10 protein-coding genes are annotated in these 17,041 nt (G+C 69.9%); 6 read left to right on the forward strand and 4 right to left on the reverse strand.

Annotated features, from left to right (window positions below; all coding sequences use genetic code 11):
* Nucleotides 1-540: 540 nt before the first annotated feature.
* The 3 genes from JK359_RS16110 to JK359_RS16120 all read left to right on the forward strand — a co-directional run bounded on the left by JK359_RS16110 (nt 541) and on the right by JK359_RS16120 (nt 4,796).
* Nucleotides 541-1,749: an acetyl-CoA C-acetyltransferase gene (locus JK359_RS16110; RefSeq protein ID WP_201836132.1), complete on the forward strand. Its 1,209-nt coding sequence runs from the start codon at nt 541-543 to the stop codon at nt 1,747-1,749.
* A 56-nt stretch (nt 1,750-1,805) separates the two neighbouring features.
* Complete coding sequence (locus JK359_RS16115) at nt 1,806-3,983, forward strand: 3-hydroxyacyl-CoA dehydrogenase NAD-binding domain-containing protein (RefSeq protein WP_201836134.1); 2,178 nt, start codon at nt 1,806-1,808, stop codon at nt 3,981-3,983.
* A 234-nt stretch (nt 3,984-4,217) separates the two neighbouring features.
* The gene (locus tag JK359_RS16120) at nt 4,218-4,796 is read left to right on the forward strand and encodes an NADH-quinone oxidoreductase subunit B (protein WP_201836136.1); all 579 of its coding nucleotides are present in this window, start codon (nt 4,218-4,220) and stop codon (nt 4,794-4,796) included.
* Between the two features lie 232 nt (nt 4,797-5,028).
* On the opposite strand, the gene JK359_RS16125 is transcribed toward JK359_RS16120, so the two are convergent.
* A complete protein-coding gene (locus tag JK359_RS16125) occupies nt 5,029-6,087 on the reverse strand; it encodes an ABC transporter permease (RefSeq protein ID WP_201836138.1) in 1,059 nt (352 codons plus the stop codon).
* 346 nt (nt 6,088-6,433) lie between these two features.
* Between JK359_RS16125 and JK359_RS16130 the strand changes: the two genes are divergently transcribed.
* Entirely contained in the window at nt 6,434-9,322 is a 2,889-nt protein-coding gene (locus JK359_RS16130) for an ATP-binding protein (RefSeq protein WP_307788121.1), read from the forward strand.
* Between the two features lie 63 nt (nt 9,323-9,385).
* On the opposite strand, the gene JK359_RS16135 is transcribed toward JK359_RS16130, so the two are convergent.
* Together JK359_RS16135 and JK359_RS16140 are read right to left on the reverse strand one after the other, a co-directional pair.
* The gene (locus JK359_RS16135) at nt 9,386-9,820 is read right to left on the reverse strand and encodes an acyl-CoA thioesterase (RefSeq protein ID WP_201836142.1); all 435 of its coding nucleotides are present in this window, start codon (nt 9,818-9,820) and stop codon (nt 9,386-9,388) included.
* Nucleotides 9,821-9,965: 145 nt separating this feature from the next.
* Nucleotides 9,966-12,605 (reverse strand): LuxR C-terminal-related transcriptional regulator, encoded by a 2,640-nt coding sequence (locus JK359_RS16140; protein ID WP_307788122.1) that lies wholly within the window; start codon nt 12,603-12,605, stop codon nt 9,966-9,968.
* A 155-nt stretch (nt 12,606-12,760) separates the two neighbouring features.
* Here JK359_RS16140 and JK359_RS16145 point away from each other — a divergent pair, with 155 nt between their 5' ends.
* Entirely contained in the window at nt 12,761-15,784 is a 3,024-nt protein-coding gene (locus JK359_RS16145; protein ID WP_201836146.1) for a helix-turn-helix transcriptional regulator, read from the forward strand.
* Nucleotides 15,785-15,917: 133 nt separating this feature from the next.
* On the opposite strand, the gene JK359_RS16150 is transcribed toward JK359_RS16145, so the two are convergent.
* Nucleotides 15,918-16,415: a MarR family transcriptional regulator gene (locus tag JK359_RS16150; protein WP_201836148.1), complete on the reverse strand. Its 498-nt coding sequence runs from the start codon at nt 16,413-16,415 to the stop codon at nt 15,918-15,920.
* A 173-nt stretch (nt 16,416-16,588) separates the two neighbouring features.
* On the opposite strand from JK359_RS16150, the gene JK359_RS16155 reads away from it, so the two are divergent.
* On the forward strand, nt 16,589-16,975 hold the full coding sequence (locus tag JK359_RS16155; protein ID WP_201836628.1) for an HGxxPAAW family protein: 387 nt from the start codon (nt 16,589-16,591) through the stop codon (nt 16,973-16,975).
* The last annotated feature ends 66 nt before the right edge of the window (nt 16,976-17,041 follow it).

A 17,041-nucleotide genomic window follows, 5' to 3' on the forward strand; every position in this document is an offset into this window, starting at 1 on the left:
GCCTGTGAAACCGACAGCGCCGCCGTCACCCTGGCTGCACCGTGGGCTTCCCCGCCATGAAAAGGCCACGGGCCGGCGAAGCGCATCCGTAGGTCCACTGGGCCGGTCACGGTTGCGCCTTGGGCAGTGAGCCCGTGACCACGGCCGCGACTGCTCCGTGCTGGACAGCTACGCCGACGGCGGGTAACACTTCGGGCAGCGGGGCCCGCTGAGCGGGCTGTCACCCACCGCAGGGACGTCCCAGGGGCGTCCCCCGTGGAAGAGCCCGTACGTCGACGGGCACACACACCACACCACCTGTTCACGTCTGACGCGTCTGCCCCGCCGCCGCGCCCGCCGCTGGAAGCGCACCCTCGTCCTGGTTCCGCTTCCCGTCGCCGTGCGTACCGCCGCAACCGGCTCCACGGCATCACCGCGGTACGGCGGCTGCGCGAACCCATCTGGCGACGCCGCTCTCCGCCGCACCCCACGGCACAGCCCGCGGGCCGCGCCATCCTCATCCGCCGGCACCCCCGGCCTATCCGGAGCAAAGGACCAGTTGTGACCACCGAAGCATTCATCTACGACGCGATCCGCACCCCGCGCGGCCGCGGAAAGAACACCGGCTCGCTGCACGGCACCAAACCGGTATCCCTGCTGATCGGCCTCATCGACGAGCTGCGCGGGCGCCATCCCGGCCTGGACCCGGCCCGGATCAACGACATCGTCCTCGGCGTGGTCATGCCGGTCGGCGACCAGGCCGGCAACATCGCGAAGACCGCGGCCCTGGCGGCCGGGCTGCCCGACGGCGTCTGCGGTGTGCAGCTCAACCGGTACTGCTCATCCGGTCTGGAAGCGGTGAACACGGCCGCCGCGCGCATCCGTTCCGGTTGGGACCAGCTGATCATCGCCGGTGGTGTGGAGTCGATGTCTCGGGTGCCGATGGGCGCCGACGGCGGACCGCTCGTGTACGACCCCGACACCTCCCTGCACGGCCGGTTCGTCCCGCAGGGCGTCGGCGCCGACCTCATCGCCACCGTAGAGGGCTTCAGCCGCGAGGACGTCGACGCCTACGCCCTGTTGTCCCAGCAGCGGGCCGCGGCCGCCTGGGCCGGCGGGTACTTCGCCAAGTCCGTCGTCCCGGTGGTCGACCGCAGTGGCGTCCCGGTGCTGGACCACGACGAGCACATGCGCCCCGAGACCACTGCGGAAGGACTGGCCGAACTCCCCGCATCCTTCACTCTGCACGGTCAGCTCTTCGATGACATCGTCCGGCAGACCTACCACTGGGTCGAGAAGATCGAGCACGTCCACACCGCCGGCAACTCCTCCGGCATCGTCGACGGCGCCGCGATGGTCCTCATCGGAAGCGAACAGGCCGGCAGTGAACTCGGCCTGACGCCCCGGGCGCGGATCGTCGCCGCCACGATCGTCGGCAGCGAGCCGGTCATCATGCTCACCGGCCCCACCCCTGCCGCCCGCCGGGTACTCGACATGGCCGGCCTGACCGTGGACGACATCGACATCTTCGAGCTCAACGAGGCTTTCGCCTCGGTGGTCCTGAAGTTCGTCAGGGATCTCGGCGTGCCGATCGAGAAGGTCAACGTCAACGGCGGCGCCATCGCGATGGGCCACCCCATGGGTGCCACCGGCGCCGTGCTCGTCGGCACCGTGGTCGACGAGCTCGAGCGCCGCGACGTCCGCCGCGCCCTGGTGACGCTGTGCGTCGGCGGCGGCATGGGCATCGCCACCATCATCGAGCGGCTGTGACCGTCCCCCTCCCCCGGCAGGCCCCGAGCGCACCGACACGGAACAGGACACCTCTCATGACCGACACCACCATGATCCGCTGGGAGCAGGACACCGACGGCGTCGTCCTCCTGACGATCGACAACCCCGACGGCTCCGTCAACCTTCTGAGTCCCCTCTTCGAGCGATCGCTGGCCGCGACCGTGGACCGGCTGGAGGCCGAACGCGACGACATCACCGGCGTGGTCCTCACCTCCGCCAAGAAGACCTTCTTCGCCGGCGCCGACCCGGCCGTCCTCGGCCGGACCGCGCCCGAGCGTGCCGCGGAGCTGACTGCGGGCGGTGATCTCCTCAAGAGCCTGCTGCGGCGGCTGGAGAAGCTCGGCCGGCCGGTGGTCGCCGCGCTCAACGGATCCGCGACCGGTGCCGGCCTGGAGATCGCACTGGCCTGTCACCACCGCATCGCCCTGGACGTCAAGGGCAGCCGGATCGGTCTGCCCGAGGTCGCCCTCGGCCTGCTGCCCGGTCTCGGCGGCCTGACCCGCACCGTGCGGCTGCTCGGGCTGCAGGAGGCCGTGAGCGAGGTCCTGCTGACCGGACGGTTGTTCACACCGGCCACGGCCCTGGCCCAGGGCCTGGTCGACGACCTGGTCACGGTTCCCGAGGAGCTTGTGGTCCGTGCCCGGCAGTGGATCGCCGCCCATCCCGACGCCACCCAGCCCTGGGACCGCCGCGCCTACCGCATCCCCGGCGGGCACTCCCCCTCGAAGGCCCACAACACCTTCCAGGCTTCGGTCGTGCTGCCCCTCTCGGCCGCCGCGCGCAAGCTGGGCCGCGGTACCCCCATGATCGCCCCGCACCGCATCGTCGCCGCAGCGGTCGAAGGCACCCAGGTCGACATCGACACCGCCTTCAAGATCGAGTCCCGCTACTTCGCCGAGCTGGCCTGCGGCCCGATCTCCTCGAACATGATCAAGGCCTTCCACTTCGACACCCGGCACATCGCCAAGGGCGGCAGCCGGCCCACGGGCTTTCCCCGGCACCGCGCCGAGAAGGCCGTCGTGCTCGGGGCCGGAATGATGGGTGCCGGCATCGCCTACGTCTGTGCCAGGGCCGGAATCGAGGTCGTCCTGAAGGACCTCAGCGTGGAGGCCGCCGAGCGCGGCAAGGGCTACTCCGCGAAGATCCTCGACAAGGCCGTCGCGGCGGGCACGATCAGCGAGGCCGACCGTGACGAGGTGCTGGCCCGGATCACCACCGGCGAGCGCCCCGAGGACGCGGCCGGCGCCGACCTCGTGATCGAGGCGGTCTTCGAGGACACCGAGCTGAAGAAGAACGTCTTCGCCGAGATCGAGCCCCATCTCGCCCCCGGCGCGGTACTCGGGTCCAACACCTCCACCCTGCCGATCAGCAGCCTGGCGGAGGGGGTTGCGCACCCCGGGGACTTCATCGGCCTGCACTTCTTCTCGCCCGTCGACAGGATGGCCCTGCTGGAGATCATCGTCGGCGAGAAGACCTCCGCCTCAACCCTGGCCAAGGCCTTCGACATCGCCCAGCAGATCGGCAAGACCCCGATCGTGGTCGGCGACAGCCGCGGCTTCTTCACCAGCCGCGTCATCGGCACCTTCCTCACCGAGGCCGTCGAGATGATCGCTGAGGGCGCCCACCCCGCCTCGGTGGAGCAGGCGGGCCTCCAGGCGGGCTACCCCACGGCCCCGCTCGCGCTCAACGACGAACTGAACATGAGGCTCGCCGTGAAGGTCCGCGCGGAGACCAAGGCCGCCTGGATCGCCGGGGGCCGGCCGCTGGTGGAGAGGGCGTCCTTCCGCGTCGTCGACCGCATGGTGGAGGAGTTCGGCCGCCCGGGCCGCGTGGAGGGCGCCGGCTTCTACGACTACGCAGACGGCAAGCGCGTCGGGCTGTGGCCGGGGCTGGCGGAGGCATTCGGCACCGGCACCACCGAGATCCCGTTCGCGGACATGGTCGAGCGGATGCTCTTCGCCGAGGCGATCGAGTCGGTCAAGTGCCTCGATGAGAACGTGCTGCGTTCCGTCCCGGACGCCAACGTCGGTTCCCTGCTGGGAATCGGCTTCCCCGCCTGGACCGGCGGCGTCCTGCAGTACGTCAACCAGTACGACGGCGGCCCGGCCGGCTTCGTCGCCCGTGCCCGCCGGCTAGCCGAACGCTACGGCGACCGCTTCACGCCGCCCGCCTCCCTCGTCACCATGGCCGAGAACGGCGGGACCTACCAGTAGCCACGGACGGCACACGAGACCCCTCGCCTGTACCGGCGGCGAGGGGTCCCGCGGGCACCTCCGCATGTCCCGTCGCCGGGCCAGGGAGGCGCCTGTTCGCTTCCGTGCACATGTGCAGTGGCCGGTGAGTAGTCGTTACTCAAAGCGGCGCGGTACAGCGCAGCCGGCCCTTCGCCCCCGGGACGCTGCGACAAGACCGACACCGTCGTGACGGGATGTGAGGAGGCGAGTTCCATGGGGCTCGAAGAGAGTCTTCCCAGCGGCTATGCGCTGACGACCGTCGAACTGCTTGCAGGATGGGCCCGCAAGTCGTCCATGTTCCCCGCCACCTTCGGGTTGGCGTGCTGTGCCATCGAGATGATGGCCACCGGGGGCGCAAGGCATGACCTGGCCCGGTGGGGGATGGAGTACTGGCGCGGACCCCGCCAGGCCGACCTGTTGATCGTGTCGGGCCGGGTCAGCCAGAAGATGGCCCCTGTGCTTCGCCGCGTCTACGACCAGATGCCGAACCCCAAGTGGGTCATCGCCATGGGGGTGTGCGCGTCGTCCGGCGGCATGTTCAACAACTACGCGGTCGTGCAGGGCGTCGACCACATCGTGCCGGTCGACGTCTACCTGCCCGGCTGTCCGCCTCGCCCCGAGATGCTCATCGACGCGGTCGTCGAACTGCACGAGCAGGTCCGGCGCGAGCCTCTGGGCGCCCACCGGGAAGAGGCGGTCCGCGCCGCCGAGCGGGCGGCATCGCAGGCTCGCCCGGTCGTGGATCCGCACCTCGACGAGCCTTGCGGGCCCACGGTCCCGCCGGCCCGGTGACGCACCCCCGGACCCGCCCTTCGCCTGGGAGGCGGGGATCGTGTCCGCCACTCAGGGCACCAGGCGGCCGGGGGCAACGACGAAGCGCGGTGTGAGGGCGTCCTCACACCGCGCCAGGTCTCCCCTCACGGGGTGGTCATCGCTCGTCAGGCGCTCTTCGGGCGCCGATGATCCAGTGTGTGGGCGCGGCCGGTTCGGACACGCGAACCCGGGGACCCGGTGGAGCCGCCGTTCACGGGCGGCCGGCCTTGGCGCGCCGGCTGCCGCCGAAGAAAAGCAGCGCCAGACCACAAGTCGCCCAGGTGAGGAGCGTGATGAGCGGCCCGGCCGAAGCAGCGCCGTCGAAGAAGGTGACCGAGCGCAGAAGGCTCGCGCCGGCACCCGGCGGCAGCAGCTGCCCGAACGCACCCCACGGCTGCGGCAGCATCTCCGGCGCGCTCGCCACACCCGACAGGGGATTGCCGAGCAGCAGCACAGTGATGACGCCCAGCCCGAGCCCCGCATGGCCCAGAGCGGTCCCGAGCCCGGCGATGGTGATGCTGATGGTGAAGACGATCAGACTGACGATCGAGGCCTCGGCCAGGTAGTTCCCGTCGAAGGCTCCGATCCAGCCGTGCACCACCGCGGTCGTGCACAGGCCGGCGAACGCCGCGAAGGCCGTGGCCGCCAGGAGGCGCTCGCGCCGGCCCGGCAGCTTGAGGGCGACGAGGATGCCGCCGATCATGCCCGTGAGCACCAGCGGCAGCATCGACGAAGCGAAGGCCGCACCCCGGGCGTCCTTCTTCGGTGCGGGGCGAACGTCCTCCAGGGTGACCGGCTTGCCGCTCCGCTTCTCGATCTCTCCTGCCACGTGGGTGAAGGCCGCTGCCACCGCACCGCTTGCCGCCGAGGATATGAGCACCTTGGGGCCCTTGGGGTCGGCGACGATCGCCGCGTAGGCGTCGCGGTCGAGGATCGCGTCACGGGCGGCCTTCTCGTCGGACTTCACCGCGATGTCGAACGCTCCCGGCTCAGTCTTCTGGAGGTGCTCCTTCACCGGCCCGGCCATCTGGCTCGTCCCGGCGACCACGATGGGGACGTCATGAGGCTCGCTGCGGGCAGCCGGCCAGGCGAAGGCGATGACGACCACGAGCTGCACCACGGTCAGGACCGTGGCCATCACCACCGCGAGCCTGGAGCCGGTGGGTCCATGGCCGCCCGGCGAGGCCGGTCCGCCTGCGGATTCGGTCGCGGCCGATGAGGACTCGACGGAAGGCCGGTCGCCCAGTGAGTCGATGGGGTAGGGGGGCACTGCTCCTCCAGAGAGGTGTCATAGGCCTCCGGAAACCGGAGGTCGTGAGGGACAGCGGTGCCGCGCGGCGCTGTTCACCGCCGCGCGTCATCGCCGGCGTACAGCACATCGCCTTCAGGCTCCCGGAGCATCAGGGATCACCCCCCTACGTTTGGACATTGGTGCCCCTAGATCACCGGCCGCACGGCGTCATATCGCATCGACCTCAGCTGCCACGGAGGAGAGAGCCGGCCGCCGTGCTGACGGCCGGCGTCCCGGCACCATGACGCCGAGCGAGCGTGACGGTGTCGACCCCGTTCGTCGGCCCCTTGAGTAATCTCTGCTCAAGAAAGGGTGCAAAGGGTCCGTGAATGATGAATCGAGACCGGTTCGGTTCCTTGGCGTTCTAGGGTGCCTTCGTTGGTGCCGGTCTGGGGGCGTCCGGGACCAGCCCGTTCTTCCCGACCGGAATCGCCGGACAACGGAGGCGACCGACATCCACACGCATCCCGACCTGTACGGCCGTGCGGTTGAACAGGTGAAGATCGATGATGTGTTGCACGAGGCCGCGATATCGGGCAGCGGCCTACTTCTGCTGCACGGTGAGCCCGGAGCCGGAAAAAGCGCGCTGCTCGACCACGCACGGCGACGTGCTGTCGCAACGGGGATGACCGTGGTCGAGGCACGTGGGGCACGGCCGGAATCGGAATATCCGTTCGCCGGACTGCACCAGCTCCTTCACCCGCTGAGGCACCATCTTCCCGCGCTGCCACCAGCGCAGGCGGAAGTCCTGTCGGGGGTGCTGCGCCTCGCTTCCCTACGGCCTGACGACATGTTTCCCGTGTCCGTCGCCGTGCTGGCGCTCATGACCGAGGCGGCACGGGAAGGAGGCCTCCTATGTCTCCTCGACGACGCGCAGTGGGTGGACCAGGCCACGGTGAACACCTTGCTGTTCGTGGCGCGCCGCCTGCGAGGGGAAGGTGTGGCGCTGCTGGTCGCCCAGCGCGACCCCGGGTGGGACGCGCTGGCTGATCCCGTGCTTCCCCGTGTGCGGCTGGAGGGGCTCGACCTCGAGGCGGCGACCAGCCTGCTGGCGGCCTGGACCGAAGACATCGTCGACCCCCGCGTCGCCGGGGAACTCGTGGCGAGGACCCGCGGGAACACCCTGGCGTTGACCGAACTCGGTTCGGCCCTGTCGGCACCGCAGTTGTCCGGGCGTGAGCCGCTGCCGAACCCGCTGCCGCTGGGTGAGGGGGTCGAACGGGCCTTTCTGGACCGGGTGCGCGCTCTGCCGCACGCTACACAGCTCGCCCTGCTGGTCGCCGCGGCGGAGGAGACAGGTGACATGGCGGCGGTCCTGACCGCGACGGCGCGCCTGGGTCTCGACTGTTCCAGTTTCGATCCAGCGGAAGAGTCCGGCGTCATCGGTGTCGCCGGCCGGCGCATCGTCTTCCGCCACCCCGTGGTGCGCACGGCGGTGTACAGCGCATCGAGCTTCACTCAGCGTCGCAAGGTGCACGGGGCGCTCGCGGACGTGCTGTTGCCGGAGGCCAGGGACGGCCGCAGGGCATGGCACCTGGCGGCCGCCGCCATGGGACCGGACGAGGAGGTGGCCGCAGAACTCGCGGACGCGGCCGAGGCCGCCCGAAGCAGAGGTGATCGCCTATCGGCATCGGCTCTGTGGGAACGGGCCGCCCACCTCACTCCGGAGGTGGACCTGCGAGCCAGGCGTCTGTACGAAGCCTCTCGCGCCGCATGGCAGTCGGGCCGACTGCAGCACACCGAGGCATTGATCGCGGAGGCGGAACTCATCGTCCGTCAGCCGGAGGTGCTGGGCAAGCTCCTCAGGCTCCGTGGCACCGTGCAGTTGCGCAGCGGGGTGATCACGGAGGCGTTCCGGACCCTGTCGAGGGCGGCGGCCTGCCTGGCGGAATCCGATCCCGCGATCGCCGCGCGCTGCCTTGTCGAGGCGGCCGAAGCCGCGTCGTACGGGGGCGATCTGTCCCGCTGCGTGGAGCTGGGCGCCACGGCCGGCCTGTTGCCCTTCGGCAGTCCGACGGTGCAGTGCACGCACCTGCTGCTCAGCGGTATCGGCGCCGTGGCGACCGGCGACGTCCGTGGTGCCCGGGAGCTGATCACCCGGGGTACCGAAAAGGCCGTTGCCCTGGGCGACCCGACGCTCATCGCCTGGGCCGGAATCGGTGCCCTGTACCTCGGCGACGGGGCACAGGCACTCACGCTGTACCAGCAGGTGAGCGACCTGGCGAGGACGTCGGGTCACTTGGGTTCCCAGCCGGGCGATCTCCATTTCGTCGTCGCGCTGGAGACGTGCAGCGGGGGCGAGGCGGTGGCACTCGCCGAGGAGGGTCTGAGGCTCGCCCGCAAGACGGGGCAGGACAACCTGGCGGCCGTTCACCTGTCACGGCTCGCCCTGCTGCACGCGCTGCGCGGAGACGAGCCGGCCTGCCGCGATGCGGCGGAGGAGGCTCTGAGCGTCGCGCTGGGCCGCAGGATCGGCCTTGCCGTGGCCACGGCCCGGTACTCCCTCGCCGTTCTGGCACTGATGCGGGGGGAGTTCGCGGAGGCACTCCATCTGTTCGAACTGCTGGCCGCGTCCGAGCCGGGCAGGGGTCATCCCATGGTCAGCATGCTGTCGTTGCCGGACCGCATCGAGGCGGCGGTGCGCGCGCGGGAACCGGAGTCCGCGCGGGCGGCGATGGGGACGCTGGAGGCATGGCAGGCCGGCGCCGAGAGCGGGGAAGCGCGCGCACTCGTCGCGAGGTCACGGGCCTTGCTCACCGATGACGACGAACAGGCCATCGGGCTCTTCGAGGAGGCCCTGCGACTGCACGGCGGACATGTTCCCGTCGAGAGGGCGCGGACGGAGCTGTACCTGGGTGAGCGGCTGAGGCGCGCACGCAAGCGGGTGGACGCCCGCCGCTGTCTGCGGAGCGCCGCGGACACACTGGACCAGCTCGATGTGGGGCCGTGGGCCGAGCGTGCCTGGCGCGAACTGCGCGCCACCGGCCAGACGACCCGCCGGCGCAAGGAGGGGTCCGGTGAGCTGACTCCTCAGGAGCGGCGCATCGCGCGCCTGGCCGCGGCGGGCAACTCCAACCAGGAGATCGCCACGCAGCTCATTCTGAGCCGCCGCACGGTCGAGTATCACCTCTACAAGGTCTTCCCCAAGCTCGGAGTCGCCTCCCGGGCGGAACTGACACAGCTCTACTACTGCGAGCCCACCCTGTTCGACTGATGGGTCGCACGATCATCAGGGAGCAAAGGGTCGTCACACCGTGGCCAGGCCGGATTGCAGTGGTCAGATTCCGGGGTCGAAATCCGCGATCATCTTCCGGGCGGCGTCGGACTGTTCCGCCGGGAGCGCGACTGCGCGCCGGGCGACCGTGTCGATATGGATTCCAGTGATCACCGTGACGGCCGAGATATCACCGGTCACGGCGTTCTCCATCTGGTGGCAGAATCGGATCGACTTGTTCCGTACCTCCAGAAGACCTGACCGGACCAGGACGACATCACCGGCGTGCACCTCCCGCCGGTAAGCGATCTTCTGCTCGACGGCGACCATGCCACGGGCGTTGTCGCGCATATATCCCGGAGTCAGCCCTATCGACGAGAACATCTGCCAGGTGGCTTCGTCGAACTTCCCGACGTACCACATGACGTTCATATGACCCATGTGATCGCAGTGCCACGGGTAGACGGTTCCTCGATAGGTGGTCTGAAGATCCGACACGACGTGTGTCTCCTTTGTTGAGGGCCTGGTGCGGGAGTGGACCCCGTGGGCGCCACGGACCCGCGGGCAGCAAGTGGTCACTTGTGACTGCCGACTCGATCGGGTGAACTGGCCAAGCCTGCGTCCGGCGTGTCCCGCCCCCTCATCACATGGACAGCAGTTTGCGCATATCCCGGCGATCGGATGCGCCGACCTTCTGATAGATCCGGTACAGGGTGTTGCTGACGGTCCGCGGGGAGACCACGAGCCGGTCTGCGATCTCCTTGTCGCTGAGCCCTTGCGCGGCCAGCCGGGCGACGGTCCGCTCCCGCGGTGTGAGCGCGACGGCCTCACCGAGAAAGTGCAGCGCAGGAGTCGCGGCGTCACCGCAGTGCCGCAGAAGGGCTCGCGCCTGGGCGGTCGACGCCGTCGCCGCTCTGTCCTTGCCCGCACGACGCTGCATACGAGCCAGTTCCGCGTACCCCTCGGCCGCGTACAGCGCCGCCCCCGCCTCGGCGAGCACCCTGCAGGCCTGGCCGAGAAGTCTGAGGTCACCGGTGCTGACCGCGCGGGCGTAGTGCAGGCGGCTGCGCAGGTAGGCGCCCTGCACCGGCAGGTCGCGCGCGACGGCGGGATGGGGAGCCAGACCGAGCCGCGCTGCCTCGTGCAGTGCAACGATCGCGTCCGTGTAGTGCCCGGCTGTCAGCGCCCGGTCCACCCCGCTGTGCAGATACGCCGTCGCGGTGTCCTGATGGCCCTGCTCGTGCGCTTGCCAGGCCAGGGCCAGATGGAGCGCCGGATCCTCGTGCCCGTCGACGACGTCATCGAGAGTGCCGTCCACCTGCCCACGCCGCGCGGGAGGCAGACAACTCTTCGCCAGGACGGCGTAGATGTGGGCCTTGGCCTGCCAGGGGCACCGTCCGGCCTGGTAGGCGGCGGTGAACGAGAAGTAGGAGAGCGCCTCCCGGAGGCGGCCTCGCTCGTACAGGGTCGCACCCAGCACCAGACCGCGCTGAGCGTCGACGCCCACGCGGTTCTGCCGTATGGCGTTGTCGTACTCGCGCAGCATGATGTTCCCGGCCTCGTCCAGACGCCCTGCGTGCAGCAGGACGACGGCGTGCATCTCTTCCAGGGAGTCCTGGTCGAAAGGCCACAGCGGTCCATCGGCGTCCGGCCGGAGTGCGCGCAGTTCCTCGTACAGCTCCAGCGCGTCGAGAGGCCGCCCTTCGTGGCACATCGCCGACATGGCCAGGATCGCCGCCTCGACGCGGTAGGCCGACGCCGTGCTTCGCGAGAGCCGCTCCGCCCGGGGAAGCGCCTCGGAGAAACGTCCCCGCAGACAGGCGGCGAGCAGCTGCTCGGACTCAGCATCACCGGGGGGAACCGTGCTCAGAAGCCGGTCGGCGTCGTCGTACCGGCCTTGGAAGAGCAGTGCCCTGGCCTCGACCGGGGCGAGGGGGGCCGCGTGGTCCGGGCTTTCGCGGCGCACCTCGTCCAGGAACATGTGGAACTCCCTGAACTCGCCGAGCGCCAGCAGCGCATGCGCGTTCAGTTCAGCCGCCGGGAAGGTGCGGTAGTGGTTCCAGGCCGCCGCGGCCAGTCGAGAAGCGGTCGGGGTGTCGTGCCCCCGCAGCGCATGCTGCGCCGTGGCAAGCAGCAGGGACTCGTCGGGGACGTCGCCGGACTCCAGATGCCACTCGGCGAGCCGGACGGATTCCGCCGGCAGTCGACCGGACGGCGGCGGCAGGGCCTGGACCCATGTCCGCAGCAGGTGCTTGCGACGCAGCGGTCCGACTTCCTGGCGCAGCACCTGTCCGACGTAGGGATGGGCGATGGACACCAGCGACTGCAGCTGATCGCCTTGAACCGAGCCGGGACCGGGAACCCGGATCAAGCCGTCGTCCTCGAGCCTGAGCAGCATCGCGCTGCCGACGGTCTTCTCCAGTACTTCCAGCCGGGCCGGTTCGGCCAGAGCGATCAGTTCCAGTGCGCGCCGGGACTCCCGGGTCAGGTTCGCCAGCTGCCGGGCCAGCAGATCGCGCAGGGCGCCCGAGGAGGGAACGCGGGTACCGATGTGCCATTCGTGACCGTCGTGGGAGATCAGATCCTGGTCCAAGGCGGCGCGCAGCAGTTCGCGGAGCAGCAGTGGATTGCCCTGCGACATGGCAGCCAGACGCACAACGCTCCGCTGCGCCATCTGGTCCCCGAGCATCATGCTGGTCAGGCGCCGGGTGGCCGGCACGTCCAGCGGGCCCAGCGTCACGCGGACGAGGTGCCGGTCTTCACAGAGCGCCTGCAGTTGCAGCCCGCCGTCGGCCGGGCCTGCCGTCAGCAGATACCTGTCGTTTCGCAGAGAGGAGAGCTGACGAAGGGCCTGCGCAGTCTCCGGTGACATCCGATGCGCGTCGTCGATCCACAGCAGACGGGGCCGGCGCGAAGCGGACCGCAGGAGACGCTGGACCACGGGCAGGACAGAGCCCGGGGTGAGGCAAGTGACGTGGGGGGCGGCGTTCGGCCTTCCCTGATGACCTGTGCTCCGTGCACCCCGGCCTTCCTGGAGCGGTGCCACCGCGATGGTGGGATTCAGGGAGGCCGCGATCTCTTGGCCCAGACGCGTTTTGCCCACCCCTGGCGGCCCGACGATCAGTACGCCGCCCGCGCCTGCCGAACCGATGAGCGCGTGGAGCGCCGCTTTGAGCTCCCGGTCCCGTCCGACCATCGGGGGCCGGTCGACGAGCGTGGGCCGCTGTCGCCCACGGGCACGGCGGTAAGGGAGGGAGCACGGCGTATACACAGGTGAGGTCATGGGTTCTCAGGGGTGGGTTGGTCCTGGTGAGCTGAGGTGAGGGCCCAGGCAGGGCGCCTGCCGTCGAGCTTGGGCCGCGCTCCCCCGCCCTCGCGTTGGGGGAGAACCCCAGGATTTGGAAGGACTGAGGGGGTCTGGAGCGGAAGGGCAACGTCATGGACGGCATCGTGATGTGCGCATACGTGAAGTCACCGGATCACCCACGCTGCGCGGGCCCGTCCGATGACCGACTGTCGCAGTGCATCACCATGCGTGAAACGACCTGCCGTTGCACCGTTTGCCGAGGCAGAGGCGGCCCATGGAGTCGGTCGCGGTCCGGCCATGAAGGTCGGTGCGTCTGTCGATGCAAGAATGAGCCCATGCAGGGGGCTTTGCTGGACAGAACAACGGAACTCGATCGGCTGCGGACCGGAATCCACGCGGCGCAGGCGGGTGACAGTAAGTTCATCGTGATCTGCGGGCCTGCCGGAGTGGGCAAGACCCGTCTTCTCAAGGAGTCCGGTGACATGGCCGCCGCCGGACTGCGCCTGCTCAGGGCAAGGGGCTCGGAGGTGGAGCGCGCCTACGCCTCCGGCCTCGTCAGGCAGGCCCTCGAGCCCCTTCTCCGGGCGGCTTCCCCCGATGATCGTGCCCGCTGGCTGGCGGGAGCGGAAGCAGCCGAGGCGGCAGTCGCGCGAAAACCCGCCGACGGTTTGCCGGGGCCCGGCGAGTTCGCGGTCTTCCACGGGCTGTTCTGGCTGATGTCGAACCTCTGCCAGGACGGCCCGGTCGCTTTGCTGGTCGATGACCTGCACTGGGCGGACGAGCCGTCACTGCGGTTCCTGCTGCACCTGCTGCCCCGCCTGGAGGACCTGCGTCTGTTCCTGGTCGCCACCATGCGTCCGGATGAACCGGGCGCGGCCTCGCACCTGCTCGACGTGGCACTGTCGGATCAGACGTGTGAGATCTTGCAGCCCGCCCCGCTGCAGACGGCGTCCACCGGCGGTCTTCTGGCCGACTGGTTCGGGAAGACGCCGGAGAGCGGGTTCGTCCGTGCCTGCCACCAGGCCACCGGCGGTAACCCCCTGCTGGTCAGCGAACTGGCACGTGCCATGACCGCGGAGGGACTGGCCCCCACGGACGCGACCGCATCACGTGTGGAGGAGTTGGGGGCCCGCGTCCTGGGCCGGCGCGTTTCGGTGGAACTGGGCCGGCTGTCCGGAGAGAGCGTCGCCCTGGCCCAGGCTGTCGCCGTCCTCGGGGCAGGAGCCGTTCCCGGCCAGGCCGCCGGGCTGGCCGGTCTGGACGCCTACGAGGCAGAGCAGAGTGTCGCCCACCTGCAGGCGGCCCACTTGCTGCGACGACGGGAGCCGGGAGAGCCCGACCTCCTGGATTTCGTCCACCCGCTGATCCGAGCCACGGTCTACGAGAATGTCGACCCGGTGAAACGGGTTCGCCTGCATGCGCGCGCGGTACGCGTGCTGTCCGAGGCGGGAGCTCGCATCGAGCAGGTCGCCGCGCATGTGCTGCAGGTGCCCGCGAACGCGGTACCGGAGGCGGTGCCGATACTGCGCCGCGCCGCCGACGAGGCCATGGACGCCGGCGCGGTCGAGGCGGCACTGAGGTACCTGCAACGCGCGACTGCCGAGACGCTGCCCGCTCAGGAGCGGGTCACCGTGCTCACCGAGGCGGGCTCCGCCGCGTTCATGGTCGACCTGCCGACGGCCGTGGCGTACTTCGACGAGGCGGTCGCCGCAACGGACGACACCGCGACGCTCACCAGGCTGGCCGCCATGCAGGCACTGGCGTCCGTGCTCGGTGCCCAGGATCCGGTCAGGGCGGACGCGGTACTCCGCGAAGCCATCGGCCATCTGCCGCAGGACGACACCGATGCACGCCGCGCGCTGCAGGCAACATGGTTGATCGCCCATCTTTCCGCGAGCGGCTGGGAGAAGGTGGCTCCGGAACTGCCCGCGCTGCGTCGCCTTCCCCCGGCGTCCTCCGTCGGGGCGGCGCTGCTCGACGCGGCCATCGCCTTGTTCGACACGATGGCCGCGCGTCCCGAGGCCGTGGTCCCCACGCGCAGGATCATGGCGGAAGCGAGCTTGCGGAAGGCTGCTACCGCCAACGCCCTGATGCTGGTCAACTCCTGTATCCCGCTTCTTGCCCACGATCCGGCCGAAGGTCTTGACGTCTGTGAGTCGCTGATCGCAGAGACCCGTCGCACCGGCTCCCTGGTCACCCTGTGCACCCTCTACTCCTGCCGGGGCTGGGGGTGGCTGCTTCACGGTGAACTCGCGGAGGCGGAGAGCGACCTGCGCGAGGCCCTGCGCACGGCGGAAGTGAGCAGCACTGTCCTGACCCGCCAGGCCGCACTCGCATGGATGGTCGAGACGCTGACCGAGAAAGGACACCTGCAGGAGGCAGAGGCTTTGCTGAACGCGCCGCACCACGGGTACGACGCCGCCTCCACGGTGTACCTGTTCCAGCACAGCCGTGCAAAGCTGCTGCACTCCCTGGGCCGGCACGAGGAGGCGCTGGACGCCGCGTTCGACGCCGGCCGACGCTTCGCCTGTTACGGCGGGACCAACCCGGCCCTGCTGCCGTGGCGCTCGCAGGCGGCATTGTGCCTGCACGCACTGGACCGCGATGAGGAGGCTCGCCGGCTGGCCGCCGAGGAACTCGACTTCGCCCGGCAGTGGGGTGCCGACCACGTCATCGGCCGCGCCCTGCGCATCTACGGTCTCCTCCATTGCGGACCTGAAGGCATCGGTCTGCTCGAGCAAGCCGAGAAGACACTCCGCCACGGCCCCGCCCGGCTGGAACACGCCAAAGCCCTCGTCGACCTGGGCTCTGCCCTGAGGCGTGCGAACAGCCGCGCCAAAGGCCGCGCCTACCTCGCGCAGGGACTGGAACTCGCCCACCAGTGCGGAAGCTCCCTGCTCACGGAGCACGCGCGCGATGAGTTGCGGGCAGCGGGAGCCCGCCCCCGCAGTCCCCACATGACCGGTCCGCAAGCGCTCACCCCGAGTGAGATGAGGGTGGCCAAGCTCGCCGCCCAGGGATTGACGAACCGGCAGATCGCCCAGCAGCTGTACGTCACTGCGAAGACCGTTGAGGTCCACTTGTCCGCCGCCTACCGGAAGCTGGGCATCAACCGCCGCACCCAGCTCCCCCATGCCATCGCCGCCGCGCCCTGAACCTGAGCGCGGGGACGTGTCGGGCGACCGCGCCGACGCCGGGGCGGACGCCTGGTTTCAGGGACCGGACCGTGACCCGGCATCCTGAGACCCTGTCCCACCTGACCCGGTGCTGCGGGAAGGCGGCTCGCCGTCACGTGCGCCGGCCACCGCCGACTGCACCGTCGTCCTCTCCGGTCGCCGCTGCCGCGCGGATCGAGCCGGCGCCCTGACGGATCTCCTCCAGTGCCTCGAGAAACAGGTCCCGGGCCTGGGTGAACCAGTCTGTGAGCACACCCAGCTCATCGGCCTCGTAGGCGGCGAACAGAGCGGCCAGGCGTTCGTAGAGGGGGCTGTAGACCTCGAGGATCCGCGCCTGCGCCCTCTCCTCCACCACGACGTGGACGCGCCGGCGGTCCTGCGGGTCCGACTGGCGGCGAACGTAGCCGGCCTTTTCCAGACGGTTGAGGACCCCGGTGACCGCCCCGGTGGTCAGACGAGCCCGTTCGGCCAGGTCGCCGGCCACAAGTGATTCCCCGGCCATCGACGCTTCGATGAGGAAGCCGAGGCAGGTCACGTCCGTGACGTTCAGGCCGAGAGCCCGGGCGATGTCCTGCTGTCCGAACTGGGCGGTGGCGATCATCCGGTCCATGGCGAACAGCGCTTGGGCTCCAGTTGCAACCGAACGTTCCTTGCCACGCCTCACAATATCCCCTTAGTATCTAAGCATCTTAGCTCGCAAGATAAGCTGTCCCTGGCCGTGCAGCCGCGCGAGCCGACATCTCAGGATCCCATCCACCCGAGGAGGCGCGAGACGCCGTGTTCATGCATGGAGACGACGAGTACGACCTGGGCCACACGGTCGCCGGCTGGACCGGGATGGGCATCGCCTCGGCAGGATTCGGCCTCTGTGGCCTCGCCGTGATCACCACTTCGGCACCCCTGCTACTGGCCGGCGTCGGTGTCATGCTTCTGGCTCTGCTGATCACCTGGATGCTTCACCTGGCCGGCTGGGGGAAACCGAGCGGCCCCCGACCGGCTGACCAATGGGACTGGCGAGTCAAGGACCTCACCGCCCGCAGTGGTCACGTCAACTGCCTCGGATGCCGCCTCGCAGGGCGACGGCCCGCCGCGTCGCAGCAGACCGGGCGGGCGACGGAGCCTGCCACGGTGGACGCCGAAGCCGGTCCGGGAGTACCCGTGGCACGGTAGGGACTTGGAGAGGTGGCCAGCAGGGGCCGGTGCCTTGGGGAGGGCGTGGGAGGAGGTGACAAGCGC

This window comes from Streptomyces actinomycinicus, assembly GCF_016741775.1.
Classification (GTDB): domain Bacteria; phylum Actinomycetota; class Actinomycetes; order Streptomycetales; family Streptomycetaceae; genus Streptomyces; species Streptomyces actinomycinicus.

Excerpts from the sequence above, each read along its gene's own strand:
- JK359_RS16115 (WP_201836134.1), top strand. The coding sequence starts at position 1,806 with ATGACCGACACCACCATGATCCGCTGGGAGCAGGACACCGACGGCGTC.
- JK359_RS16140 (WP_307788122.1), bottom strand. The coding sequence starts at position 12,605 with ATGACCTCACCTGTGTATACGCCGTGCTCCCTCCCTTACCGCCGTGCC.
- JK359_RS16155 (WP_201836628.1), top strand. The coding sequence starts at position 16,589 with ATGCATGGAGACGACGAGTACGACCTGGGCCACACGGTCGCCGGCTGG.
- JK359_RS16120 (WP_201836136.1), top strand. The coding sequence starts at position 4,218 with ATGGGGCTCGAAGAGAGTCTTCCCAGCGGCTATGCGCTGACGACCGTC.
- JK359_RS16150 (WP_201836148.1), bottom strand. The coding sequence starts at position 16,415 with ATGGACCGGATGATCGCCACCGCCCAGTTCGGACAGCAGGACATCGCC.
- JK359_RS16145 (WP_201836146.1), top strand. The coding sequence starts at position 12,761 with ATGGACGGCATCGTGATGTGCGCATACGTGAAGTCACCGGATCACCCA.